At 46.0% G+C, this 26,502-nt stretch carries 16 protein-coding genes; 12 read left to right on the forward strand and 4 right to left on the reverse strand.

The window, feature by feature from the left end:
* Positions 1 to 57: 57 nt before the first annotated feature.
* The 3 genes from clpB (at position 58) to H6F68_RS09645 (ending at position 5,042) form a co-directional block, all read left to right on the forward strand.
* On the forward strand, positions 58 to 2,751 hold the full coding sequence (gene clpB / locus H6F68_RS09635) for an ATP-dependent chaperone ClpB (protein WP_190558480.1): 2,694 nt from the start codon (positions 58 to 60) through the stop codon (positions 2,749 to 2,751).
* Between the two features lie 289 nt (positions 2,752 to 3,040).
* Positions 3,041 to 4,036: a glycosyltransferase gene (locus H6F68_RS09640; protein ID WP_190558482.1), complete on the forward strand. Its 996-nt coding sequence runs from the start codon at positions 3,041 to 3,043 to the stop codon at positions 4,034 to 4,036.
* 19 nt (positions 4,037 to 4,055) lie between these two features.
* The gene (locus H6F68_RS09645) at positions 4,056 to 5,042 is read left to right on the forward strand and encodes a glycosyltransferase (RefSeq protein ID WP_190558484.1); all 987 of its coding nucleotides are present in this window, start codon (positions 4,056 to 4,058) and stop codon (positions 5,040 to 5,042) included.
* 9 nt (positions 5,043 to 5,051) lie between these two features.
* On the opposite strand, the gene H6F68_RS09650 is transcribed toward H6F68_RS09645, so the two are convergent.
* Complete coding sequence (locus H6F68_RS09650; RefSeq protein ID WP_190558486.1) at positions 5,052 to 6,221, reverse strand: glycosyltransferase family 4 protein; 1,170 nt, start codon at positions 6,219 to 6,221, stop codon at positions 5,052 to 5,054.
* Between the two features lie 294 nt (positions 6,222 to 6,515).
* Between H6F68_RS09650 and htpG the strand changes: the two genes are divergently transcribed.
* The 7 genes from htpG (at position 6,516) to H6F68_RS09685 (ending at position 18,876) form a co-directional block, all read left to right on the forward strand.
* Entirely contained in the window at positions 6,516 to 8,501 is a 1,986-nt protein-coding gene (gene htpG, locus H6F68_RS09655) for a molecular chaperone HtpG (protein ID WP_199300004.1), read from the forward strand.
* Positions 8,502 to 8,764: 263 nt separating this feature from the next.
* Positions 8,765 to 9,001 carry a 50S ribosomal protein L28 gene (rpmB, locus tag H6F68_RS09660; RefSeq protein ID WP_190551988.1) on the forward strand — a complete coding sequence of 79 codons (237 nt, stop codon included), beginning with the start codon at positions 8,765 to 8,767 and terminating at the stop codon, positions 8,999 to 9,001.
* A gap of 573 nt (positions 9,002 to 9,574) precedes the next feature.
* Positions 9,575 to 15,466: a hormogonium polysaccharide biosynthesis protein HpsA gene (gene hpsA, locus H6F68_RS09665; protein ID WP_190558488.1), complete on the forward strand. Its 5,892-nt coding sequence runs from the start codon at positions 9,575 to 9,577 to the stop codon at positions 15,464 to 15,466.
* A gap of 15 nt (positions 15,467 to 15,481) precedes the next feature.
* Positions 15,482 to 16,279 carry a hormogonium polysaccharide secretion pseudopilin HpsB gene (gene hpsB / locus H6F68_RS09670; RefSeq protein WP_190558490.1) on the forward strand — a complete coding sequence of 266 codons (798 nt, stop codon included), beginning with the start codon at positions 15,482 to 15,484 and terminating at the stop codon, positions 16,277 to 16,279.
* Between the two features lie 76 nt (positions 16,280 to 16,355).
* Positions 16,356 to 17,423 (forward strand): hormogonium polysaccharide secretion pseudopilin HpsC, encoded by a 1,068-nt coding sequence (gene hpsC / locus H6F68_RS09675; protein WP_190558492.1) that lies wholly within the window; start codon positions 16,356 to 16,358, stop codon positions 17,421 to 17,423.
* 58 nt (positions 17,424 to 17,481) lie between these two features.
* Positions 17,482 to 18,207: a Tfp pilus assembly protein FimT/FimU gene (locus H6F68_RS09680; RefSeq protein WP_199300005.1), complete on the forward strand. Its 726-nt coding sequence runs from the start codon at positions 17,482 to 17,484 to the stop codon at positions 18,205 to 18,207.
* A gap of 111 nt (positions 18,208 to 18,318) precedes the next feature.
* Positions 18,319 to 18,876, forward strand: coding sequence for a Tfp pilus assembly protein FimT/FimU (locus H6F68_RS09685; protein WP_190558494.1), 558 nt, complete (start codon positions 18,319 to 18,321; stop codon positions 18,874 to 18,876).
* Between the two features lie 89 nt (positions 18,877 to 18,965).
* On the opposite strand, the gene glgB is transcribed toward H6F68_RS09685, so the two are convergent.
* The 3 genes from glgB to H6F68_RS09700 form a co-directional block, all read right to left on the reverse strand.
* Positions 18,966 to 21,272 (reverse strand): 1,4-alpha-glucan branching protein GlgB, encoded by a 2,307-nt coding sequence (glgB, locus tag H6F68_RS09690; RefSeq protein ID WP_190558496.1) that lies wholly within the window; start codon positions 21,270 to 21,272, stop codon positions 18,966 to 18,968.
* Between the two features lie 481 nt (positions 21,273 to 21,753).
* The gene (locus H6F68_RS09695) at positions 21,754 to 22,068 is read right to left on the reverse strand and encodes a hypothetical protein (protein WP_199300006.1); all 315 of its coding nucleotides are present in this window, start codon (positions 22,066 to 22,068) and stop codon (positions 21,754 to 21,756) included.
* Positions 22,069 to 22,580: 512 nt separating this feature from the next.
* On the reverse strand, positions 22,581 to 22,730 hold the full coding sequence (locus tag H6F68_RS09700) for a hypothetical protein (protein WP_190558498.1): 150 nt from the start codon (positions 22,728 to 22,730) through the stop codon (positions 22,581 to 22,583).
* A gap of 716 nt (positions 22,731 to 23,446) precedes the next feature.
* On the opposite strand from H6F68_RS09700, the gene H6F68_RS09705 reads away from it, so the two are divergent.
* Both H6F68_RS09705 and rpiA read left to right on the forward strand, forming a co-directional pair.
* Positions 23,447 to 25,615, forward strand: coding sequence for a GAF domain-containing protein (locus H6F68_RS09705; protein ID WP_190558500.1), 2,169 nt, complete (start codon positions 23,447 to 23,449; stop codon positions 25,613 to 25,615).
* A gap of 159 nt (positions 25,616 to 25,774) precedes the next feature.
* Complete coding sequence (gene rpiA / locus H6F68_RS09710; RefSeq protein WP_190438955.1) at positions 25,775 to 26,485, forward strand: ribose-5-phosphate isomerase RpiA; 711 nt, start codon at positions 25,775 to 25,777, stop codon at positions 26,483 to 26,485.
* Positions 26,486 to 26,502: the final 17 nt, after the last annotated feature.

Consider the following 26,502-nt stretch of genomic DNA (forward strand, 5'->3'; position numbering starts at 1 on the left):
AGGTTGTTATACTAAACGTCTGCGGACAAGCCTTTTCACAGGAATTCTTTTTAGAACATGCAGCCCACCGACTCTAGCAAATTCACCGACAAAGCCTGGGAAGCGATCGTTAAATCTCAGGAAGTGGCCCGTCGCTTCAAACACCAACAGCTAGAGGTGGAGCATTTAGTCGTTGCTCTCTTGCAGCAGGATGGACTGGCGAGCAAAGTGTTTGATCGCGCGGGTGTAGATTCAGCCCGACTCCTTCTGCAATTAGAAGAATTTGCCCAACGCCAACCCCGCGTTACAGACGATGGGCAACTTTATCTAGGTCGGGGGCTAGATTTGCTGACTGACCGGGCCGAAGCTACACGAGAATCCTGGCAAGATGGATTCATCTCAGTTGAGCACCTACTCATTGGCTTTGCCGAAGACGAACGCATTGGTCGGCGCTTGCTCAAAGCAGTCAATCTGGATGCCAAGCAGCTAGAAACCGTAATCAAGACCGTTCGAGGCAGCCAAAAAGTCACAGATCAAAGCCCTGAATCTCGCTACGCTGCCCTAGAGAAATATGGTCAAGACCTGACAGAACAAGCGAAATCGGGCAAGTTAGATCCTGTAATTGGTCGCGATGACGAGATTCGTCGAGTGGTTCAAGTCCTGTCACGGCGTACCAAGAATAACCCTGTCCTGATTGGGGAGCCCGGCGTCGGTAAAACGGCGATCGCTGAAGGACTAGCTCAGCGCATTGTCAACGGCGATGTGCCAGAATCCCTGAAAAACCGCAAGCTAATTTCGCTCGACATGGGCAGCTTGATTGCAGGAGCCAAGTATCGCGGCGAATTTGAAGACCGTCTGCGGGCCGTGTTGCGCGAAGTCATGGACTCCGACGGGCAAATTGTCCTCTTCATTGATGAACTCCACACCGTAGTCGGTACTGGAGCGAGCCAAGGCACCATGGATGCAGGCAACTTGCTGAAGCCGATGCTAGCTCGTGGGGAATTGCGCTGTATCGGTGCCACCACGCTTGATGAATACCGCAAATACATCGAGAAAGATGCAGCCCTAGAACGGCGTTTCCAGCAGGTTGTGGTCAATCAGCCTAGCGTTGAAGACACCATTTCTATCCTGCGTGGCCTTAAAGATCGCTACGAAACTCACCACGGCGGGGTCAAAATCACTGATGCTGCCTTAGTGGCAGCGGCGACTTTATCCGATCGCTACATTGCCGATCGCTTCTTACCCGATAAAGCAATCGACTTAATCGATGAAGCTGCAGCCAAGCTCCGGATGGAGATCACCTCTAAGCCCGTTGAGTTGGAAGCAATTGATCGGCGTTTGATGCAGCTAGAGATGGAAAAGCTGTCTCTAGAAAATGAGGGCCAACGCGCGATCGCAGGCGGCTATCGAACCTCACGGGAACGCCTAACCCGAATTGAGCAAGAAATTACAGAACTGAGTGAAAAACAGCAACAGCTTTCTGGTCAGTGGCAAACCGAGAAAGAAGCCCTAGAAGGCATCAAAGCTCTGAAGATGGAGGAAGACCAACTCAGAGTCCAAATTGAGCAGGCAGAGCGAGCTTATGACCTCAACAAAGCGGCTCAACTCAAGTATGGTCGTTTAGAGTCGGTGCAACGCGATCGCGAAGCTAAAGAAGCGCAACTCCTAGAGATTCAATCTCGTGGCTCTGGCCTCTTGCGAGAGCAAGTCACCGATGCTGATATTGCTGAGATTGTCGCCAAGTGGACTGGCATCCCTGTTAACCGTCTCCTAGAATCAGAGCGACAAAAATTGCTCCAGCTAGAGTCCTACTTGCACCAACGGGTGGTGGGCCAAGATGAAGCGGTGGAGTCAGTCTCCTCAGCAATTCGACGGGCACGGGCAGGAATGAAAGATCCTGGTCGTCCCATTGGTTCTTTCCTATTTATGGGGCCGACTGGGGTTGGTAAAACTGAACTGGCTCGTGCCTTAGCTCAATCATTGTTTGACACCGATGATGCCTTGGTACGCCTAGACATGTCGGAATACATGGAGAAACACTCAGTCTCCCGATTGGTTGGTGCACCTCCAGGTTACGTAGGCTACGAGGAAGGCGGGCAGTTGTCCGAAGCAGTGCGACGTCATCCCTACTCTTTAGTGCTGCTTGATGAAGTCGAAAAAGCGCATCCAGACGTATTCAACATCTTACTGCAAGTTCTCGATGATGGTCGCATTACCGATTCTCAAGGTAGGCTAGTTGACTTCCGCAACACCGTAATAGTCATGACTAGCAACATTGGCAGCGATCACATCCTGGATGTTTCAGGGGATGATTCTAAGTACGAACAGATGCGGGTTCTAGTCCTGCAAGCCCTGCGATCGCACTTCCGCCCCGAATTCCTCAACCGCGTGGATGACATCATTCTGTTCCATCCGCTCAATCTTGGTGAACTGCGCCAAATTGTCGGTATTCAGATCAAACGGATTCAAAAACTTCTATCCGATCAAAAAATCACGCTAGAACTTACAGAAGCAGCACAAAATTATATTGCAGATACAGGCTACGATCCCGTTTATGGTGCTCGTCCCCTCAAGCGTGCTATTCAGCGAGAACTTGAAAATCCGATCGCTAACAAGCTGCTAGAAAACACGTTTACAGAGGGGGATACTATCGTGATTGATTTAGCGAACAATACCTTAACGTTTACCAAAAAAGACCTAGATTCTACGGTTGAAGCTGTACCCTCATCTTCTTATTCAGGTTTGGCTCAGTCAGCTAAAACCAAATCCTGACTTTGAGAAAATAAGTTACTCTGTCAATGGGTAATCACCAGCAATAGTCTTAACCCATTGACAGAAATCTTCAAGTCAGGTTTGTTGGTCAGTGCGATTGCCAATTTAGCATCATTTTTAAGCGTCAAATTTTTGCTGATACTTAGAGTAATTTGTATTCTATAAAAATATTTACCCTCTCTTTAAGGAAAACTACATCAATAAGGGAATTAATGTTGTAGCTTAAACGTAGAAATCGTAAAACTAGCTAAAGATTACTCCATTAGGTAATTATTGAGAGCTATATACCATGCCGTTAATCTCTGTTGTGATACCAGCCTATAATGCAGAGAAAACAATTGAGGCAACTATTGACTCAGTTCTAAATCAAACGTTCTCAGACTTTGAGCTTATTGTTATCAATGATGGCTCTTTAGATACAACAGCAGATATTGTTTCAAATATTCAAGATTCTCGAATTAAGTTGATTTCTCAACCTAATTCTGGTCCTCAAAAAAGCCGCAATCGTGGTATTTGTGAAGCTCAAGGAGAGTATCTTGCTTTCCTTGATGCAGACGATTTGTGGACTCCTGACAAACTAGAAGCCCAGTTAAAATCACTACGAGCAAATCCAGATGCTGCTGTAGCTTATAGCTGGACTAATTATATTAATGACACTGACCAAGTTATAGGTCGTGGTTCTTATAGAAAAGCTACTGGTAATGTGTACCTAGATCTACTATTGCTTGATTTCATTGGTAGTGGTTCTAACCCTTTAATAAAAAAACAAGCTTTACTTGAAACTCAAGGTTTTGATGAATCACTAGTGGCTGGTCAAGACTGGGATATGTGGCTCCGCTTAGCATCAAATTATCTGTTTACAGTCGTACCAGCTCCCCAGGTTTTGTATCGACACTCTAGTGAATCATGGTCATCAAATATCAAACGACGTGAGTCTGGCTTTAAACAAGTAATTGAAAAAGTGCTATATGAAGCTCCTGATTCTATTCGGCGATATAAGAAAGTGATAATTGCTAACCGTTATAAGTGCTTAACAGCCGATACTCTACAGGGTAACCTTAATCAAAGACATGGCTTAATGGCTGCTAAGTTTATAGGAATTGCCATTCTGAATGACCCTTCTCTTCTGAAAGCAAAAGTACTTATCAAAATATTTCTTAAAATATTTATAATACTTGTGTTTCCAGCTAGTTTTTCTCAAGCTATAATTAGCAAATTTAGAGATAGTCTTAATGTTTATGCTCTGCATGGGTATCTACAGTTAGATCTCGCAAAAGTAGATTAAGTAGGTGAGCTAAAACACTATGCCACTTATCTCTGTTATTATGCCTGTCTACAATGGTGAGTCGACTGTCAGAGAAACGACGGAGTCCGTCCTTAATCAAACATTTTCTGATTTTGAATTTCTCATTATTAATGATGGCTCACAAGATACAACCTTAAAAGTACTAAATAGCATCAAAGATTCAAGAATAAAAGTATTTTCTTACTCTAATTCTGGCGTTTCTGCTAGTCGCAATCGAGGTATAGATCTCGCTACAGGTGAATATGTCTCTTTCATTGATGCTGATGATCTTTGGACACCTGATAAGCTAGAAACTCAGTTGCAAGCGTTAAAGTCAAATGCGAAGGCTGCTGTAGCCTATAGCTGGACTAATTGGATCGATCAAGCTGGCACACCTTTAAGGCCAGGCGGTCATATCTTGGCAGAGGGTAGTGTTTACACAAAGCTTTTACTAAGAGACTTTATAGAAAGTGGCTCTAATCCTTTAATTCGTAAACATGCCCTCAGGGATGTTGGAAACTTTGACCCTGCCCTAACCCATGCTGAGGATTGGGACTTGTGGCTGCGCTTAGCTGCACGTTATGAATTTGTTGCTGTTCCTCTAGTGCAAGTGCTATATCGAGTTGCTAGCAGATCAGCATCTACTGATGTTTGGAAGATGGAAGCTGGAAGTTTACAAGTTGTGGAGAGAGCGTTTGATTTAGCTCCGCATTTACTCCCTCATGAATCACCCCAACTTAAGCGAAAAGCTTTGGCTCAGAGGTACCAATATTTAACTTTAAAGGCTTTAGAAGGGAATGTAGATCAACGACATGGGCTAGCAGCAATGCGATTCTTTAGACATGCCCTTGGTTATGATCCTACGTGGCTCAGAAAAACAAAACTTATGCTAATAGTATTGTCTAAAATTGTAGCTGCTGTCATACTACCTCAACAACAAGTTCAAATACTAAAGCGGTGGATTAAAACTATGTCTAGTACAACTAAAAATTTAGATAGAATTTAACTTCAGGCCTTATTCATACTGCTTAAAAATTTTGGTCAAATTCTTCTCCATTGCGCTCCAGCTGTAACTAGTAATAAATTTTTCTCTCGCTTTCTCTCCTATCTGCTGGGCTTCATCAGGATTGTCAAGAACAAATTGTATTGAGGTTGCTAGTTGATGGGGCTGTTCAGGTTCTACAAGCCAACCGCATCCCTCCAGTATGTATGGTAAGTCAGAAACAGTAGTGGAAATAGTTGGCTTAGCCATGGCCATAGCGTCAAATACTTTAGCTGGTACTTGTCCAACTGTAGCTGAGTTATATCTCTGAGGAATTACAACTACATCAGCGATCGCTAGAAATTCAGGGATTTTGTCAAAGCTCTGCATACCAAACGCTCGAAATTTGCCTACCAATTTGCTCTCGGCTAATTTTACAAGTTTCTGAGAATAAGTATCTTTGTCTAGACCAACAATAACTAACAAAGCATTAGGGTTGTCTACTCCGGCGATCGCTTCTACTAAATCATCTAATCCTTTATGTGGTCTGGGAGTACCCAGAAACATGACTACTTTTTGTGTTTCTTTAAGGCCAAACTTTTCTTTTAAAGCAACTTTGTCAAAAGCGTCGGGCTTAAATGCGTTAGCATCACGTGCATGCCAAATAATTGTCCCCCCAAACTTTTCTTGCAGGAAATTATTGGAGACAGTAATGTCTTGGGCCAACCATGTTAGCTGTTCTCCAATTGCATGGTTCCAGTAAGAATAGATTGAGTAGAGCTCAACAGCTGAAGTAACTAAATTCTTTAGGCGATATTTTAGGGAAGGTGAGTTCTTATGGGCTTCTTTTGCCAAGCCAAATTGCCAGTCATCTATATCTAAAACCAAAGATTTATTCTTAGTTAGTTTTGCGAGAATCCCTAAGCCATAACTGGTAAAGAGCGGTTTGCTAGCATATACAACGTCTCCACTAATTTTCTCAACCAGTGAAATGGAACGGTAATAATTTTTGATCGCAGAATCACTGATTCTAACTGTGCTGTAGCTAATGTTATCCATATCGGCCAAAGGCTCCCAAATTTTATTGCTAAACATGGGACCAACAATTTCTACTTCATATTGTCTTTGTAGAATTTTGGCTAAAAGGTGGGCTCGACCCAGACAATTGTGTGAGAGATCAGGGGTGAGAATAGAGATTTTCATGGCTTCTTCTAGTTAAAATGTAACAATGAGCCTGATAACTTTAGCTCTTGGTGCATAGAATAACGGTATATATTAATTGCAGATTTATGCCCACTTTACTTCGCTTGTAGCTCAATACCCGGCTTATGCATGGTCAAAGAGTAAAGATTCTTATGCCCAAATCCAGGAGCATCTGAAACTAAAGTAGGGAAATCCGAATCTATCGTGGGTGCAATCCCTGACCTTGAAGTAGAAGCGATCGCCCACAATTATATTTGAAATAGAACTAACTCAACCGTCCACTGGACTAGACTCATGGCAACCATTCTGGAACAGGGCAACATCAGTATTCATACTGAGAACATCTTTCCAATTATCAAGAAGTGGCTTTACTCAGACCACGAAATCTTTCTGCGAGAACTGATCTCAAATGCGGTTGATGCAATTCAGAAGCTGAAGATGGTTTCTTACGCTGGAGAGTTCTCTGGCGAGGCAGGAGAGCCAGAAATCCAAATCACGCTTGATAAAGACAAGAAAACCCTCTCTGTCTCTGATAACGGAATTGGCATGACTGCGGAGGAGGTCAAGAAGTACCTCAACCAAGTAGCATTCTCTAGCGCTGAAGAATTCGTTGAAAAGTACAAGAACTCCACTGATCAACAAATCATTGGTCACTTTGGGCTGGGATTTTATTCCTCGTTCATGGTGGCTGTGCGGGTTGATGTTGACACACTTTCCTATCGGGAGGGTTCTCAAGCCGTTCATTGGTCCTGCGATGGCTCAACCGAGTTTAGCCTTGAAGAATCCGATCGGGCTCAACGGGGAACTACGGTAACTTTAACCCTACAAGAGGAGGAGTTAGAGTATCTGGAGCCTTACCGAATTAAGCAGTTAGTAAAAACTTACTGCGACTTTATGCCAGTGCCCATCAAGCTGGATGGAGAGCAAATTAATCGACAAAAAGCTCCTTGGAAAGAGTCTCCTAGTAACCTGACCAAAGAAGATTATTTAGAGTTTTATCGTTATCTCTATCCTTTCCAAGAAGAGCCTCTATTGTGGGTGCATCTCAATACTGATTACCCCTTTGTTGTCAATGGCATTCTTTACTTTCCTAAGTTAAAGCCAGATGTAGACGTTACTAAGGGCCAAATCAAGCTATTTTGCAACCAAGTATTTGTTAGTGACAATTGCGAAGAAGTCATTCCTCGATTCCTATTGCCTCTGCGGGGTGTGATTGACAGCGTTGATATTCCGCTGAATGTTTCCCGTAGCTTTTTACAAAACGATCGCACGGTCCGGAGAATTGCAGACTATATCGCTAAGAAAGTGGGCGATCGCCTGAAAGAACTCTACCGAGACAACCGGGAAGAGTATGTCCGTTGCTGGCAAGACTTAGGAACTTTCGTCAAGTTTGGCTCCATTAACGACGACAAGTTCAAGAAGCAAGTTGAAGATATTTTGATCTATCGCTCCACTGCTGAGTTGAAACCAACTACTGCTGAAATGCCTGCGGTTGAAGTGCAGTCTGAAGAAGGCGACGCCTGGCAAACAGTAACTCCTGCTTCAGAATCTAGCCCTGGACCTTCCTACACCACTATCAAAGAGTATCTAGAGCGTGATCAATCGCGCCACGAGAATCGAGTTTTTTACTGCACGGATGAAGTGACTCAAGCTACTTATGTAGAGTTACATAAGAAACAGGGGTTAGAAGTCCTCTTTATGGACTCTTTCATCGATACCCACTTCATTAGCTTCTTGGAGCGAGAGTATTCTGAGGTTAAGTTCTCGCGTGTAGACTCTGACCTCGATGACACTCTGATTGAAAAGGATCAAGCGGCTGATATTGTTGACCCGAAAACGAATCAGACTCGTGGTGAGCAGCTGAAGGAATTATTCCAGAAAGCACTCAACCGGCCTAAGCTAATTATTCGCACCGAAAGTTTGAAATCGGACGATCCCAAAGGCACTCCCCCAGCGATCGTGCTTTTGCCAGAAGCTTTGCGTCGCTTGCAAGAGATGAACGCTTTGATGCAACAGCAACTAGCTCAGTTTCCCGAAGAGCATGTCCTGCTGGTGAACACGGCTCACCCCTTGATTCAAAATCTAATTAATCTGAGCCAAGGCAGCATTATTCAAGCTGAAAGGCAATCTACTTCCAACGAACTAGCAGATATGATATGTCAGCATGTCTATGACTTAGCCTTAATGTCTCAGAAAGGATTTGATGCTGAAGGTATGAAGGCGTTTGTAGAACGCTCTAACCAAGTGCTAACTCGCCTAACAGAGCAGGCAGCGAAGTAGACCAGATTCCAGAAGCTACGACTTAAATGACGTCCGACGTGGTTTGTAAGAGAGGCGATCGCCTCTCTTTTTACTTTTAAGCCTGCCTTCCTAGCTCTGGAGGGCAGACAAACGCTTCAGAAGGCAATTCTAATGAGATGGCGGGCGATCGCGCTTCTAAATTCTAAAGTGCCGAAAAACTACCAATTGTTTGAACTCAATTGAAGCGTTGTATACAATAAGAGACTGCACCTAAATTGACAAAGTTCAGGACTGGAGTTTACATGTCTCGCAAATGCCAACTGACCGGCAAGAAGGCAAACAACGCCTACGCCGTTTCTCACTCTCACCGTCGCACCAAAAAGCTGCAAGAAGTTAACCTACAGTGGAAACGCATCTGGTGGGCTGAAGGTAATCGCTGGGTTCGTCTCCGACTATCGACCAAAGCCATCAAAACTTTGGAGCACAAGGGTCTGGCAGCAATGGCGAAAGAAGCAGGTCTTAACCTCAACCATTACTAAAGCTCGTTCTTTTGATCTAGTACGCCTGTAGGGTTTCTCATCAACCCTGACAGGCTTTTTTCTTAGTAGAGAACACTGACGACCACAGTTACAGCTTTATCAAATTTATAAAAACTCAACGTTCTCAGCAAACTTTGCACAAGGCTGATAATTTTTTCAATACGAATGGGTAAGATAATGACGAGCGACTTTATACACAATCTTTACAAAGTTGTGATGAAGTTATACCCTATGCTCTCAAAGTAATAGTTCTTGTGTGTTTCCGGCCTGATGTTTGTCTGTATTAAAGGTCTATTCTCTGGATTACAGCTCCAAGCGTGGGGAGTTAAAATCCATCTCATTCAGCAAGTTAACTGGAAACTTCATGTTGAAACATCCCTGCATTAGTGATTTTCCGGTTGATTCAACCCGTTCAAACTTGCTAAGACAGAGCAATCTGCCTTGAGAATATTAAGACTTTATCTATGCCTGCCTAATTGCGCGCAATTGCCGCAGCAAGCTTGCCTCTCTTCTATTTTTAGTCGCTTTTACTTTTAACTTACAGAACTTTTCATCTGGAACAGGAAAGCCACCATGCCAACTCGCAAACCAGCTACCCACAATAAGTTAACGAATTGGCTCCTACGCAGCCTACTCGTCGTTGGTCAGCGATCGCGCCTATCCAACACGGGATTTGTCTTGCCCACTGTCGTTATGGTGACGTTGGTGGTGGTCCTGCTGACTACAGCCTTGGTAATTCGCTCTTTTGATCGCTCGAGGAATGCTAGCAACACAAGGGTGAATGAAGTTTCTCTTAACGCATCTTCCCCTGCGATCGATCGAGCCAAAGCAAAGCTAAATGCACTCTTCGAAGATCCAACTCTACCTAGAGCTACCCCTTCCGATACAGCTCTATATCGAGCGATCAGAACTAGTACTAAATACACATTCGGCGACGAAACGCGGCTTAAGATTGGGTTTGATCTTAATAACCCTACTGCGCCTTACAATGGTGCTCAAATTCAGCCGAACGCTGCTATTGAAAACGATGAAACTTCAACAACTGCATGGCGCTTTCCGGTTGATACAGATAACAACGGCAAGTTTGACAGCTATACACTGTACGGTGTCTTTTTTCGGAGTCCTACTCGTGACCCTGCTACAGGCAACTTCAATCGAGCCAGAACTCCTCTAGAAGCTAGAACGCCGCCCATGGACGATAGCTCTCTGGGGGGACAGTGTGCGAATGCCTTGGGAACTAGCGCTAGCTTGGTGGGAGACTCTGGTTGGTATAAAGCAGGTGGCAAACTCAAGAAGAGTTTCTTTGTTTATACAGCAACGGTGCCTATCACAAGTGCTGCTGGGCTGGGCAACACTTTTGAATCTTATAAGGGTAACAGAGGATTTTCAGCATTAGAGTTCCAGCAAGACCGGGGCCGTATTCCTCTCAGCAATAATGCTGTTGTTTATGAGGATGATTTGCAGATTACCCCTGGTCCTGGCTTAAAGCTAAATGGACGGGTATTTACTAATAGCAACTTACTGATTAGAAGAGCGACAGGCTCAGGTACAGGAGACGTTAAGCTTTACCAAGTCAGTAGTAAGAATTCCTGTTACTACGAGGAAGAGACTGGCAAGATTGTTGTTGGCGGTAACGTTGGTAGTGGCGCTATTAATTCAACTCAAGCCGATGAAACTGCATCTGGTGATGTAAATGTTCATTTGTTCCAGGGTAAAGGTGAAAATCCTGATCTAACTAAGGTTATTAACGGCACCAATAAGACAACCACCAATGCTCCGCGAGACATTGCTTACAATAGTCAAGCCTATATAGATCGCGTCAATTTCTTAGTTGATTCCGCAATCTCAAGGGGTGGACAAACTGTTGGAGGTACTCCTGGAAACTATACGGTTACATCCGTTGATCCTACCGAAATTAAGAACAATATCCAGCAGCGCTTAAACAACGATGCCTCACTTGATCCAGCAGAAGTGCGTCGGCAGGAGCTAGAAACCTACTTTAGACAGCGGACTCGGCGGGTTCCCTTTTTAGAAGTGCCGTTTGGAGCGAATGCTCTCTTTGTTGGTGGCACAACCTACAACGCCAACACCCCTACCGCTGCCATCTTCCCCGGTGTTGATCCTTTAAGACCCCCTAACACCTGGATGTTCCCAACAGATCCTGCCAATAACATGGCTGGGACTGGTGGTTATACAGGGTTAACCTTGGCAACTCAGAATGGTGGTGCAACATTGCAGCCTCCCATGCTTTCCCCACTACGCAAAGGCAACGTAGCCAAGGAACTGTTGCTAGGCGATCGCCTCATGGTGGGTAACAACGTAGCAGAAATTCTCTTTGATGGGGCTAAATTCTTAGACGTTGGTGCTACACAACCCATTCCCAATGTGAGCTGGAACAATGATACGGGTGGTACCAATACAGCTGCTGCCGACAACCCCCGCAAGCGAACCGCACTAGTAAGCCAACTCGCTGACTTGGGGATCACAGACCGGGACGGTTTCTGGGAAAAGGCGGCTGCCGAAAGGCCAGTGAATGTGCTTGACAATATTGGTGGTTTACGAGTTGTGACAGGTGCAGGGATTTATAGCACTGATCGCAACCCAGCTGCTGGTGTTGAATCGTCTTTCTTACCTGCACCTACCCAAGCAACCTATGACGACCCCAACACAGCCACGGTAGAAGCATTCCCTGTGGTTTGGCCCGACTCAATGCCCATGTGGCAAGACACTAACAATAACGGGACACCCGACCTTGTAAATGTGGACAAGCGGGGCGACCTGGTTATGCGTGCCACCGCTGTCTATCACTTCCAAGATAGTGCCTACAATCCCAACGCTCCTGCTACCTATCAAACCCCGATCGCTTGTGTCAGCAGTTACTACGATCCTAGTACTAGCACAACGGCTAGCAATGCTCCTGGACTGCCATCTGGTGTTACTGTTCCGACGGGCGGTAGATCGAATAGCGGTATTAGTTACGGACCTCCTGGCACAACAGCAGCTACTCTAGCAGCAGGTGGGGTTCTGACTAATGCAGTCTTTACTAGTGTTGCTGAACCCATAGGCGGTGGTGATCTCAGAGCCAAGCTAAACTACCAGGCCAATTTGGTCTATCCTAGCGGCCGCTTTGTCAATGAGCCATTGCGTAAAGCGCTAATTAGTAAGGATGCCGGTCGGAATTTAACCCTAGCAGAACAGTCAGCTATTGATTCTGCTGTTTGTGCCTTAGAAATCAAGGCAGGGAAGGCCCCAGACCCATCGAAAATACCTCACGGCACCATTCGTGAAACTACATTTCTAAATGCTGAGCAAGTCAAATCTATTGACAGAGATCTCCTCAGCAATATTTCTGTAACAGGTGTAACAGCAGCATCTGGCAATAAGGCTTATACGGTTAGCTTTGCTGGAACCTTAGCGGAGTTGCAAGCTCTCCTGCCAGTTAGCTCAGCTATTACGATTCGAGGTTTTGTTAATCAGCAACTAAACTCCACTAAGGGTGAAGTAACTTCAATTTCGGGAGCTGGTCCTACATACACCATTAATGTGGCAGGTATTGGAGCAGGTACAGCGTCGGGTTCCGCCAAAATTGTGGAGGCGCTGACAGGTAAATATGACTTGAGCATTGAGGAGCGTCAACCTCTAGAAGTTCGGGCAACAGTCTTAGATCTAGAACGGCTACGGACAACAACTATTGGTGGCGCGACTCCCGCACAAGAATATCTACTCCCTAACAGCGGCATTATTTACGCCAGCCGAGATGACGCGCTGTCTGACTTAAGCGCACCTTTATCTACTGCCACAGTTTTAAGTGACGCTCAGAAGGCAGCAGCTCAGAAGTCCAGAAGCCCGGTCGATTTCAAGCTCGACCCTAGCCGTCGCCCTAGCGCCATATTGCTAGAGAACGGGGCTAATCTCAGTCGCACCAACAATTACAGAGCTGAAGAGAAAGGACTAATCCTAGCCAGCAATGTACCTGCGTATATTAAAGGCAACTTTAACCTTCACACTGGCGGTACAGGGCAAGAGTTTAACGAAACGCTAACAGGTGCCTGGGGTGACGCTGACTTCTACAATCGCAGTACTCCAAACCCACAGTTTGCTTGCCGTCCAGGCCAGTTTGGTCCAGGTAGTTGCTCTCCAGGCGACACTTGGCGACCCGCAACAATTCTGGCAGACTCAGTTTCTCTGCTCTCCGAGAGCTTTAGATATGGCTTCCGTGATGAGGGAGGCTACGATCTACGCAATAACCAAGACTACGTAGCAGATGCCAAAACTAAGCGTAAGAGCAATGGTTTTTGGGACAACGACTTCGCGATCAACGGCCTTAGCAGTGGTGGTATCACTGCTGGCATTACTGACAGCTCCTACCATGCTAGGACTAGTACCGCTCCTAACAGCTCTTACTTCAACAACTTTGTCACTCCAATTCAGCGCCGAGGTGACTTTCCAGAATATGTGATGGAGGTATGTACTAAAGTTGTTATTTCCGAGTGCGGTCCTAATGACTGGAACATCAATCCAGCAACCAACCTAAAAGCTTCATCTGCGCTGGATCAACCATTTGATATTGCGATTCACAAAGCAGGTACAACAGCTCAGCCCGCAGCCGCAGAGTACCAACGCTACCCTCGCCGGATCGCAGTTCTCCGTAAGGCTAGCAACAAGTTGATCTTTACAGAGCCAGCCCTTGCTGGTAGAGCTAGCCCCATTCCTCTTGGTGTATGTGGTCCTAGCAATTGTCCGTCTGGTAAAGATGGTCGTATCTGGGCGTTCCCTTATACAGGGACCTACACCAGCGGAACCAACAACTTCCTTGCGTACGCTGGTGCCAATAAGCCTCGAAATGCGGGTAATGCTCTTTGGTATCGAACTTCTAGTGATGCCAACGACCCAACCACACGTGTGAATGACATTACTACGGATAAGTACGATGCTGGGCGTCCATTGCAATATAGTGCGGACAGCACACTGCTACTGCCTGAAACGGTTTGCGTTAAGAATACAGCTGGTGTGGGTAGCTTAACAGACTGTCCAACTGCGTGGGATAACTCAGTTGCAAACCTAAACCTACCTTTAGCCGATAAAGCGTCTAGCTATGCAGTATGTGTACCAGCCAATAATGCAGGGGCTACAAAACGCTATCAGAGTGGTGAAGCTAATTTCACAGGAACTTGCCCTGGCAACAATACCAATACCTCTACAGTATCGGGGGTTATCAACCAGTCTCGGCTAATCCTTGGAGCCATCACATCCCCAGCTCCTATTGCAACAGGCCCAGCTAATGCAGGGGCATTTACCGCAAATGGCGGTGACCTGACAGCAACGGCAGGGGTTAACGTTTATACGCTGCCGTCAGGTGGTTTCAACAATGGTGCTGTCATTACGCTCAAACCTAGGACTATTAGTCCTGATCCCAATGCGATTTTCATCCTTAAAGCACCTAGCGGGAGCTTTAACTTTGGAGCTAATAACTGTACTGGTTGTAACGGTGTCAAACTGGTTTTGGATGGCGGTATTGACGAAAACAACGTTTTTTGGCTCCTGGATAACGGTGCTGTCAAGTTTCAAGATGTGGATGGAACACCCCATGAATTAAAGGGCACTATTTTTGCTGACAACCTACAGATGGGAAACAAGGCAGAAATTGAAGGACGGCTGTATGGAAGTGCTAACGCAGTTCAATTCACTAATGGTTCCACTTCAAAAGTCGTTGCGGTAGTGGGTAGCGATCAGCCTCGATTTACTCCGGTGCTACAGCTGCAAGCAACAACGAATGGCCCTGGCAACCAAGCCACCGACACTATTATGGGTGGCTCTAGTACCGTCTCTAATACAAAGTGGCTGCCTCCTACTGATCCTGCTGGAACGACATACAACGTGGTAGTTGCTTCTGGAGATACCCCTGGCCGTGTAGGGGCCAATGTACCCACAACAGGTGAACCTGGCCCTGGCTTACCTAGCTTTGTTCACTTGTTAGAAAACTGGTCAGGTGTTAACAACAACATCAGTGGTTCGTTCATTCAGTTCAAGCGCAGTGCCTTCGTTACAGCTCCAGCTCAGCCTCTCTTTAACATAGCTGCCTATAATGCTTCCAGCTTGTTTGGCTATCCTCAAGGCTACAGAACAGGTAACTCACCAGGAGCAGGAAACTCTGCCGACTTAGGTAAAATTCCCTTCTATGAGCCTCCTAACCGTAACTGGGGTTTTGATGTTGCCCTCCTGACTCAACTGCCTGACCTGTTTTCTCAGCGGTTCACCCTACCACCCGCAGGTGCGCCAGACGAATTCTTTAGAGAAGTCGGTCGGGACGATCGCTGGGTAGAGGCGCTGATGTGTGCAGCCGCAGCAGGTGGGGACGGTAAAGGTGGTCCTGGTGCGACTTACACCAACTATGCTATTCCTGACAGCAGCCAGCGTCCGGCGCGTTGTCAGACCAATGCTACTGCAAACTATCCCGCTAACTGAGGCTGAACTAAAACTATGAGCAGGAAGCAGTTTCCCTATCTAAACAAGCGGATCATCCGAGCTTTGCAGTTGCGCTCTACCGCTAATAGCGACGAATCTGGCTTTACGCTGATTGAATCATTGCTAGCAATCATTGTTGTTGCAATTTTGCTGACAGCTGTAACTCCAATGATTGTGCTTTCAGTTGGCACAAGACTTCAAGCTAGGCGAGTAGAACTTGCTACCCAGGCAGCGAGGGCTTACGTTGATGGTGTCCGTACTGGAGCCACTACCCCTCCAGAACACGTGGTTCTTCTCCAAGAAGTAGACACTATGACCCAAGCCTTTACATCACAAAGACCCACATTAGCAGCTGTACCTGCACCTAGCAGTGGCTCAGGTTTGACTTGTCCGTCCACTACAGTTGGCTATCCCTATTGCACTAATACAACTAGTGCTAGTCTTTACTGCATCGATGGCGATGGGGATAGTCAGTGTACTGCCACTAATGCTAAAGACTTTGTGGTCCAAGCTTTTAGAAGCGTGTCGCGCACCACAACTACCCCAGCAGAAAAGGAAGCAGAGCTGAATAGAGGGTACGTTCTCAGCTTGAGAGTTTACCGAGCCGATGCTTTTAGAGATACGAATCCGATCGCTAAAAGTGCAGGATGTGTTGGTAATCCATCACCTGCCTGCACTAGCAATCAGAAGCAATCAACCTTCACCGGAGGATTGGGACAACGCAAAGCGCCCCTAGTGGAGCTAACGACAGAAGTTGTCACTGACGCAACCAAGTTTAGAGATTTGTGCAGCCGTTTTGGTGGTTGTCAGTAAAGTACTGTCTATCATCAGATTCACTAATCTCAGCCAAACAGTCCTAAAACCTGGTTCTTAAGAGAGCAGCCAAATCATGAGTTCACTAAAGTTTCTTCTGAGTCAGTATTTAAAGCTAAAGCAGACTTCTAAAACCGCTTCAACAAGTGGTTTTACGCTGATTGAACTGCTAGTAGCCATGATTATCGCTGCTCTGATCATTGGCACACTGCTGTCATTTATGCTCAATATTGTCACGACCGATCGTAAGGAGCAGGCTAAATCAACTTCTGAACAAGAACTGCAAGCCGCGATCGACTATATTGCTAGAGACTTAGCCCAGGCAGTCTATATTTACGATGCTGATGGTATTTCGCGAAACACCAACACAGACCCCGCCCTCTCTGGAATTAGAAATCAAATTCCACCCGCTCAGCCTACAGCTGGCTGTAATGCTACTCCTACTTGTGAACCAATCGTAGTTTTTTGGAAACGTGCAAGCTTACCTAGAGACTTGCCCGTGACCAGCGGTAGCAACAACACTACCATAGGTTGCTTGTTCAAGTTATCCAATGGTACGACATGCAGCGAGCAAGACCAGTTTGTCTACTCCCTCGTTGCTTACTATCTAATTAGAGACAACAGCACCACGACCAACTGGTCTAATGCTGCCCGCATCGGTAGATTTGAAATTCGAGATGGAATTCGCACTACAGATACGAGTAAGCCATCTCGCGTAGAAGTGATTGGTACGCAACCTTCTCGAACTGTCAACTATCTCTTACTTCCTAGTCCAGGTTTTATGCCACCAAACCTCTCTTTGGCAGGAGACCTAAAAGCTCGGATGAACCAGTGGACAAAACATTCAGCCGCCTACGATACTGGCGTAGACGTTTTAGCTGACTATGTTGATCAGAGCACTACTGCCCCTTTACCCTTTACTTGTGCTGCGCCTCAGCGAATTCCACCAGCTACATCTACAACGATTCCTAATAGCTTTTATACTTGCGTAGACTCTACTAGAAATTTGGCCCAGGTTTATATTCGAGGTAACGCGCTAGCTCGCTTTAACAAAGTCCCTCCTTTTTACAGCCAAGTGCAGTCAGCTTATTTCCCAACCACACAAATTCAAGTTGAAGGTCGTGGCTTCTTAAATGCTAGATAGCTTTGATGACTAAAGATCTGAAATTATAAATTCTTACTATGCACTGGAGGACCAAAGCTTGTTAAACACCATTACCCCTCAGAAACAACCAAGTACAGCTGGTAAACCCTTTTGGTTCCCACTTGTGAGGTCATCTTCTAGAGCAAGTCGAGGATTTACACTGCTCGAACTATTAGTTGTTGTTATTATCATTGGGGTTTTAAGTGCGATTGCAGCTCCTAGCTGGTTAGCGTTCTTAAATCAGCAAAGGGTCAGCACAGCTCAGGGTGCTGTCTTAACTGCCTTAAGAACTGCTCAAAGTGAAGCGAAGCAAAAGAAGTTAAGCTACAGTGTTTCTTTTAGAACAAGCGCTGATGGAATTCCCCAATATGCAGTTTATCTAACTGATACCTCGACAACCAACAGTGAAGCGTCGAAAAGTCGGATTAGTTCTAGTACCGTTGTTTGGAAACCGCTAATTAGCAACCTAGGACCTAGACAAATTTGGTTGAGAACTAACATTAATGAATCAAGCGGTTTTAATCGGGTAGGAAATGCTGCGGGCTATGCTAGTGGTACTGTAAATTTTGATTATTTAGGAACGCTATCAGCACAGAGTGACACAGGTCTGGACATTACAGTAGCTGTTCCTCGCTCTGATGACCCCACTTTACCCGTCGTTGGTACTAAGCGCTGCGTTAAGGTAGTAACACTTTTAGGCTCTTTAATTACAGATCGAGGTCGATACATAGGCACAAGTACCACAGGAGCTTCAGACGGCAGAGGCTGCCTTCCATCGGCATAAATCGCTTAATTAGCTCCAATTAAATTTAGACAAAGGATTAAATCCGCAAGATCTCACTGAACCTTTGGGAACCCTAAACTGAACTCAAAACTCAAAAAATAGGGTGCTCATATGAGGTTTAGCTGTGCATATTTATCAAAAATCCGAGTCAGGAAAAAATCGTCTATTGAGGGCTATACACTACTTGAACTGTTGGTGGTCGTATTCATAATAGGTAGCCTTAGTGCGATCGCAGCTCCTAGTTGGCTAGCTTTTTTAAATATTCAATCTCTTAATGCTGCTCAGAATGAAGTATATCGATCGCTGCAAGAAGCAAAAAATAACTCTGTTCACCAGAAACTAACCTGGCAAGTTAGCTTTCGAGAACAGAATGAAATATCGCAGTGGGTAGCTCATCCCCAAACTGTGAATTCAACACTATTAAAATGGCATGACTTGAGTTCTAAAGTGCAGATTGATGATGCAGAAACCACATTTACTCAAAGTAGTGGTGTTTGGCGAGTTCAGTTTAACTTTAAAGGCAATGTAAATGGACAGCTTGGACGATTAACTTTATCTTCAAAGGATGGGGGTAAAGCCAAGCGTTGCATTATTACCTCTACACTTATTGGTGCAATTCGTACGGCCAAAGAAAACCGTTCTCCCCAGAATGGTAGGTTTTGTTATTGAACTGAAAAAGAAAGCTCTCATCACTTGTAGAACCAATAAAGTGCAGCTTCACAAGCGACGAGAATTTTGTCGGTACATGTAAGCAGCAACTAACCAGCGTTTAGTTGTTTTGCATTAGCTGCTTTTGTTTTTTCACGATCGAGCTTCAAAATGACAACGCCTAAAGGTGGCAGGCATAGATCTATTGAGTAGGGGCGATTGTGATAGGACCATTCTTCTGTCCATTTACCACCTAGATTACCCATGTTGCTGCCCCCGTATTTGCGGGCATCACTATTAAATAACTCTGTATAGAATCCTGCTTCAGGAACCCCAATGCGGTAGTGGGCATGCGGTTGCGGTGTGAAGTTGCAGATAGTAACTACGAAATCATCAGAGTCTTTGCCTTTACGAATGAAGGAAACTACACTGTGACGATTGTCGCTACAATCAATCCACTCAAACCCATCATTCGAGAAGTCCTGAGTATAAAGTGCAGGTTCACCTCGATATAGGTGATTGAGGTCACCTAAAAACTGCTTAAGTTTTTGGTGAGAGTCGTGTTGTAAAAGGTGCCACTCCAAGTCAGCCCAAACATTCCACTCACTCCATTGGCCAAACTCCATACTCATAAATAGAGTCTTCTTGCCGGGATGCGTGAACATGTAGGCATAGAGACATCGCAGATTTGCAAATTTTTGCCACTCGTCTCCTGGCATCTTGCCAATCATGCTACTCTTGCCATGCACGATCTCGTCGTGAGACAGCGCCAGCATAAAGTTTTCGCTGAAGGCATACATGATACTGAAGGTGAGATTGTTCTGGTGGAACTGGCGAAACCAAGGGTCCATGTTGAAGTAGTCCAGCATGTCATGCATCCACCCCATGTTCCACTTGAGGTTGAAGCCTAAACCACCGACATAAGTAGGCCATGACACCATTGGCCAAGAGGTAGATTCTTCAGCGATGGAGAGTACCCCAGGAAAATAACTAAAAATGGTGTGATTAGTTTGCCGTAAAAAATCAGCGGCTTCAATGTTTTCTCGGCCACCATATTGGTTGGGTAGCCATTCTCCTGGATTACGACAGTAGTCGAGGTAGAGCATGGAGGCGACTGCGTCTACTCGAATACCGTCAATGTGATATTTGTCGAACCAAAATAGGGCATTGGCTACTAGATAATTCCGGACTTCATGCCGACCGTAGTTGAAAACTAAGGTGCCCCATTCTTTGTGCTCACCTTTTCGGGGGTCAGCATGCTCATAGAGATAAGTGCCATCAAAGTTGGCTAGACCATGACCGTCTTTGGGAAAGTGACCAGGTACCCAATCCACAATGACCCCGATGCCATTTTGATGGCACTGGTCGATGAAATACATTAAGTCTTGAGGGGTGCCGTAGCGAGAAGTACAGGCGTAGTAGCCAATGACTTGATATCCCCAAGACCCATCGAAGGGGTGCTCGGCGATCGGTAGAAGCTCGATGTGGGTAAAGCCTAACTCTTTGACGTAAGGAATGAGGCGATCGGCCAACTCTCGGTAGGTGAGAAAACGGGCTCCAGGCTTGAGGTCGGAAACGAGAACAACAGGCTCCGCTTCGCCATTGGGTAAGCGAGCGGGTTCAGCAGAGGAGCCATGTAACCAGGAACCCAGATGGACTTCGTAGACCGAGATGGGTTGGGTGAGCGGTTCTGTGTGGCGACGCTGCTCCATCCAATCTTGATCATTCCAGGTGTAATTATCTAGGTTGGTGACAATGGAAGCTGTTTTAGGCCGAATTTCTTGTTGAAAACCAAAGGGATCAGATTTTTCGTAGATATGTCCCGCTTGGTTTTTAATTTCGTATTTATAGCGATCGCCCTCTGTTAAGGCTGGAATGAATAGTTCCCAAATCCCGGAAGGACCTTTACGCATTTGATGCTTACGGCCATCCCAGTGGTTAAAGTCACCTAGAACAGAAACGTTACGAGCATTGGGTGCCCAAACTGCGAAATAAACGCCTTTGACCCCTTCGACTTCTGTCAGATGTGCCCCTAATTTCTCGTAAAGGCGATGGTGGTTACCTTCAGCAAACAAATGTAGATCGAAGTCTGTGAGGTAAGGAGAACGAAAGGCATAGGGGTCGTAGATGACACGCTCATGATCCCCCTCTTGAATGCGTAATTGATAATTAGCTAACTCTGGAGTATCAATGGTGCATTCAAAGAAATGAGGATGATGAATGGGTTGCATCGCATGCTCTGCCCGTTCTTCTGGCAAAATCACCCAGGCTGCGTCTGCATTAGGCAGATAAGCTCGCACGACCCAAACAGTTTGGCCATCCCTTTGTACGGCATGAGGGCCCAAAACTTCAAAGGGGTCATGGTGCTGATTCCAAACAATCCGCTCAATTTGCTCAGGGGCAACGGTCATTGACATGAAACTACCTACCTAAACGAGATTATTGAATGCGTTCCAACTCGGGAAAAAGGTTTTGTAATACGCGTGTGCTCTGAAATCCAGAGGCTCTTGTTTTAGTTGAGAGAAACTGAAGGCACTGAAAACCTTTGAAAGAATTAGCATCAACAGCTTACGCCCACTTCGAAAGTTGAATGGGATGGGGGTGTGTAACTGATAGCTGTCAAGGTGTATAAAACCCAAATGTAAAAATCAGGTAATGAACTGTAGTAAACCGTAGCAAATCATAGCTAAAGTCTCAAATCATCTGCCTAAATCCAGACATGTTTGCGGTAGTCAGGTAGGGTTTACTGGATGAGTTCTGGCTATTTGTCGGGTTAGGCGGGTAAATTTTGTTAGAGAAGCAGGAAAAACTGGGCTTGCCGCTAGGGCTAAAAATTATGAAGGTGGGTATGCGATCGCGATCTCAATTGGCGCTCTCAGAGGGAAAAGACCTAGCTAGTCAGCGCAATAAGAAGGGAAAAAAGGTTCGAATAAACTGGCGTAAGCGTAGTAAGGTGATGGTTCGTCTGACCTGAGGAGACAACTTGGGATCAATAGGCGGTCCTGCTTCTAGTTGGGCTTGTAACTCAGCGTACTGTGCTGGAGTCAAGGACTTTCCATCTACGGGCGATCGCGCTTCAGTAATAATTTCCGTCCTTAGAATTTCTTCAGGGGTATCCTCCGCAGGGGGTAATGCGTAAGCAAATTCAGTCGCTAAAGCAAACGAGCAAACAATCGAACCTAAGATAGAAGTAGCGCTGACCTTCAAGTCCATAAGGAATATTTGCCTTTTATGGTTCATGCAGACAGCCTTTTTCTGTCATCCTAAGCTACAAAGCAGCGATTCCTAACTAGATAAAGCATTTTTCAAGGAATAAAGTCTCTTAAAAAATTAATAAGGTTGGGTTGGTAGTCAACTTGGCGATCGCTGAGTCCTTGATTCAAGTTACTTAGTACCCACCACAAATTTTAGCCACCATTAAATAGCAATAAGCTCACAAGAGCCAGTTTGCTAAAGCTTGGAATGGTTGCCAAACTCGACCACTGGGCTCTTGTAAGCCACCAAATTAATTACAGGGTTGTTAGAGGACGGCCACCTTCAACCTAGATCCAGTTCGTATAGCGATCGGTCTTGGAGCAATACGACGCTAAAAGCTTGACTTGGACTGCAATAGGTTGTGAGGAGCAATCTCTCGGGCTGTTTCATACTTTGAGCCTAAAGCCACCATTCAGGCAGTTTTGGACACTGACTGAGGGATAAAGCTTGTCAAGTATGGGATAAAAAGCCTAGGGAGATGTAGTAGGAGAGGTGGTTGGGGAACCCGCGGGGGATTCACCAGGGGAAGGGCTAGTAGTGGTATCACCACCACCACCGCAAGCTCCCAAAGCAGCGGCCAAGCTGAGTACTAGGGCGAGGCTAATTACTTTCTTATTCATACACTCCTCTTTCACTATCTATGGCAAGGATAACAAGTTGCTAGTTGAATACAGCACTGCGCTCGCTGGACCCTCCTGCTGTAAAACAACAGGATTTTTAGGTCGCTGATTGCCTAAGGATTGCTCCTCAAAGCTCTACATAAAGTAGTTCAGTTCAGGCTGTAGTACCTAACCTTAGCAATTCGTCTACCGAGATTGCCGGGATAACCTAAGCACCTACCAACCATAAAGCTAGTAGTTTCCCAGTTTCTTTAGGTACTGAGTTATTTGTAGCATAATTAATGGCTTCCAACCCAAGAGGGCAAAAACCCTGTTTCTGAGCGAACTGGCAAAACCTTTAGCTGATGTAGACATTGCGAGTGATCTGCTCTTCATTTCACGAAAAGTATGGTGGTGTGAGATTAAGTAGATACAAATCAACTACCAAAGGAAGCAACGATACTGTTTAGGGATGTGTCAGTCTTGGCTGGCGGCAGAGAACTTACTAAACAGAAAATAAGGTTGAAAAGTATCGTTTGTTGCTGAGTTATTTTTTCGTCCGTGTGTTTCAGTAAAATGTAAGCTTTGGCACTAGCTGATTGATGGTTCGATAAATGTCAAATAAACTACTGAAGTTTTCGCTCAAAAGCGTCATCTTCATAGGGATTTCGTTGTCAGTATTTGCAGTTTGAACCTAGAAGCATCTATCGGTCCAATGGTAGACTCTCTAGTGCCTTATGCTCTTTCCCCTGTTACACCGTGTGTTTCCCTTTACCAACTTTTCTGGTCGGCTAGCTCTGAGCCAGTATCATCAGCAAAGCGCTCTATTGCGCAAGATTGTTGACCGCATCCGTAATTCTTTGGAGTTGAACGTTGTACTTCAAACAGCGGTGGATGAGGTTGGCACGTTACTGAATCTGGATTACTGTGCTTTTTTTTGGTATTTCAGTGACACTTGCCGAGTGCAGGTTGTCTGTGAACGCCTAGGGAGCGATCGCGGCTCCCAGCTAGGCTACACCCCATTGACCGCTTTCGGAGATGCGGCTGAGGCGATCACGCAAGGTCAGTTAATTGTGAGTTGTGGCGATGCTCATGCTTCTGCTACTACTCGCTGGCTAAGGCAGTGGCTAGCGAAATGGCAACGCTCTAAAAGTGGGCTAAATTTTCAGGTGCTGGAAGCACGAGCTAACTTGTTAGTTCCGGTTCTGGATCGAGCCGATTCCATCGGTTATTTAGTTTGTTTGTCAGACCAACCTCGCCGTTGGAAAACAGCTGAGGTAGAGTTTATGGCGTCGTTGGCGCAGCAATTGGAAATTGCGATTCGCCAAGCTCGGCTTTATGAGCAGACACAACGGCAGGCCCAACGTGAGCAACTGGTAAATCAGATTACCAGCCAAACTCGGCAAAGCTTTGACTTGGAAACCATTTTGACGCAGGCGATCGCGCAGCTACTAAAAGCGCTAGAGGCCGATCGCTGTTTAGTGCATTTAGTGGAACATAGTGGAATAGAGCCACTGAATGTACTGCCACAACTTGTCCAAGAATCCATCCCTGGCGTTGCTTTTCGGCGCAAACACTTATACGAAATTTGCCGAGGATCCTTTTCCCCTTCCATTGATGACTTTGATACGCATGGCCCCATCACTCAGTGGGTGATTCAGCATCGCCAACCTGTGGTGATGATGGATGTGGCTCAAGATGAGCGAGTCGGTCCCTACAACGAGGAATATAAACAAGCCCAGATTCAATCATCCTTAGTGGTGCCAGTGCAAACCAATGGGATTCTGCACGCCATTTTGTACTTAAACCAGTGTTCTCATACACGCTATTGGTCAGACAACGACCAACAACTCGCTCAAGCAGTTGCTGACCAATTAGCAATCTCCATTCAACAGGCAAATTTGTATGCTCAAACTCAGCAACAAGCCTTAGAAAGTGCAGCTCAAGCCCAACATTTAGCAAAAACGTTACAAGAACTGCAACTCACTCAAGCCCAGTTGATTCAGAGTGAGAAAATGTCCAGCTTGGGGCAGATGGTGGCAGGGGTCGCGCATGAAATTAACAACCCCGTTAGTTTTATCTACGGCAATATTCCTTATATTGAGCGCTATATCGAGGAACTCAACCGCCTTTTGGTTGCCTATCAAGTCCACTATCCGCAGCCAGTGGCAGAAGTACAAGCTTTGATTGACGAAGTAGAACTCGGCTTTCTGCTCAAAGATTTGGTCCGCATCCTGAAGTCGATGAAGGTGGGTTCCTCGCGGATTCGGGAAATTGTGCTGTCGCTGCGAAACTTCGCTCGCCTGGATGAGTCGGGCCGCAAAACCGTGAATTTGCACGATGGTTTAGAGAGTACTTTAGCGATCTTGCAAAATCAGTTAAATGAAATCCAAGTGATTCGTGATTATGGCGCTCTGCCGCCGCTAGAGTGCTATCCGCGACAACTCAATCAGGTTTTTCTAAATTTGATCACCAATGCGATCGAAGCGCTCAGTAGTGGAGCCACCCAGCCCAAAACCATTACGATTCGGACAGAACTGGTCTTAGGTGCGTCAGGAAAGGAAAATTTTGCCCGGATTGCGATCGCCGATAACGGTCCTGGAATTCCTGCCGAACTCCGATCCAAAATTTTTGATCCCTTCTTTACTACCAAAAAAATCGGTCAAGGAACAGGACTCGGCTTGACTGTCAGCTATCAAATTGTGGTCAATCAGCATCAGGGCCAACTCCGTTGCCACTCTGAGCCAGGGCAAGGAACCGATTTTGCGATTGAGCTACCTGTGAAATATTTTCACCTACTCTCAGATCCGCAAGCCTTGGAGCAAGCCTCTACATTGGCTTCTGAATTTGCTCGGGTGACGGAAGCGATCGCATCGGTGCCGACAGTTGTTGCTCCAGAAGCTTAATCCAGGGCAACTTTTACTCATGTCTCGATTGAGTCCTGCCCTAACTTTTGCCAGGGATCAAAAAACGTGAATTGACTCAGCAGACTAGGCACGGAGTTCACTTTAGGTCATGCTATAGACCGTGCAGATTAATCCATTGATATGCAAGGAGCTTTGGGAATGACCGCGTCAGTAGACCCCATTCAGTTGATGAAGCAAGAAGTTGCCAAGGCCGCAGCCGCTCGTGTGCACTCCGGTTCTATTGTGGGGTTAGGCTCCGGGTCAACTGCAGCATTGATGATTCAGTATTTGGGCGATCGCCTGCAATCTGGAGAACTCAAGGACATCAAAGGCGTGCCGACTTCTTTCCAATCCTCGGTACTGGCGAAGCAGTATGGCATCCCCTTAGTGACGCTGGATGAAATCGAGTACATCGACATCGCGATCGACGGAGCCGATGAAGTTGACCCGCAGCACAATTTGATCAAGGGTGGCGGCGCGGCTCATACTCGCGAAAAAATTGTGGATGCTTTAGCCAAAGAATTCATTGTGGTGGTGGATAGCTCTAAGCTGGTCGATCGCTTAGGTACTACTTTTAAGCTGCCTGTTGAAGTGATCCCGATGGCAATTACACCAGTGGCACGGGCGATCGAGAAGTTGGGGGGCAAGCCAGAACTGCGGATGGGTGTCAAGAAAGCTGGCCCCGTGATCACCGATCAGGGCAATATGGTGCTGGATGTAAAGTTTGACAGCATCGACAACCCCGCTGAGATGGAAAAGACGATCAACAACATTCCCGGCGTTTTGGAAAATGGTTTGTTTGTCGGCCTAACCGATCTGGTGTTGGTCGGTGAAGTTAAAGATGGGCAGCCGATTGTGCGCGAAGCATAATTGTGGAATTAACCTGG

The sequence above is a fragment of the Trichocoleus sp. FACHB-262 genome, from assembly GCF_014696035.1.
In the GTDB taxonomy this organism is placed as follows: Bacteria; Cyanobacteriota; Cyanobacteriia; order FACHB-46; family FACHB-46; genus Trichocoleus.

What these genes read in the sequence shown, in the direction of transcription:
- rpiA (WP_190438955.1), top strand. Translation starts at nt 25,775, where the DNA reads ATGACCGCGTCAGTAGACCCCATTCAGTTGATGAAGCAAGAAGTTGCC.
- H6F68_RS09700 (WP_190558498.1), bottom strand. Translation starts at nt 22,730, where the DNA reads ATGAATAAGAAAGTAATTAGCCTCGCCCTAGTACTCAGCTTGGCCGCT.
- rpmB (WP_190551988.1), top strand. Translation starts at nt 8,765, where the DNA reads ATGTCTCGCAAATGCCAACTGACCGGCAAGAAGGCAAACAACGCCTAC.
- hpsA (WP_190558488.1), top strand. Translation starts at nt 9,575, where the DNA reads ATGCCAACTCGCAAACCAGCTACCCACAATAAGTTAACGAATTGGCTC.
- clpB (WP_190558480.1), top strand. Translation starts at nt 58, where the DNA reads ATGCAGCCCACCGACTCTAGCAAATTCACCGACAAAGCCTGGGAAGCG.
- hpsB (WP_190558490.1), top strand. Translation starts at nt 15,482, where the DNA reads ATGAGCAGGAAGCAGTTTCCCTATCTAAACAAGCGGATCATCCGAGCT.
- hpsC (WP_190558492.1), top strand. Translation starts at nt 16,356, where the DNA reads ATGAGTTCACTAAAGTTTCTTCTGAGTCAGTATTTAAAGCTAAAGCAG.
- H6F68_RS09685 (WP_190558494.1), top strand. Translation starts at nt 18,319, where the DNA reads ATGAGGTTTAGCTGTGCATATTTATCAAAAATCCGAGTCAGGAAAAAA.
- htpG (WP_199300004.1), top strand. Translation starts at nt 6,516, where the DNA reads ATGGCAACCATTCTGGAACAGGGCAACATCAGTATTCATACTGAGAAC.
- H6F68_RS09650 (WP_190558486.1), bottom strand. Translation starts at nt 6,221, where the DNA reads ATGAAAATCTCTATTCTCACCCCTGATCTCTCACACAATTGTCTGGGT.
- H6F68_RS09705 (WP_190558500.1), top strand. Translation starts at nt 23,447, where the DNA reads ATGCTCTTTCCCCTGTTACACCGTGTGTTTCCCTTTACCAACTTTTCT.
- H6F68_RS09640 (WP_190558482.1), top strand. Translation starts at nt 3,041, where the DNA reads ATGCCGTTAATCTCTGTTGTGATACCAGCCTATAATGCAGAGAAAACA.
- glgB (WP_190558496.1), bottom strand. Translation starts at nt 21,272, where the DNA reads ATGTCAATGACCGTTGCCCCTGAGCAAATTGAGCGGATTGTTTGGAAT.
- H6F68_RS09695 (WP_199300006.1), bottom strand. Translation starts at nt 22,068, where the DNA reads ATGGACTTGAAGGTCAGCGCTACTTCTATCTTAGGTTCGATTGTTTGC.
- H6F68_RS09645 (WP_190558484.1), top strand. Translation starts at nt 4,056, where the DNA reads ATGCCACTTATCTCTGTTATTATGCCTGTCTACAATGGTGAGTCGACT.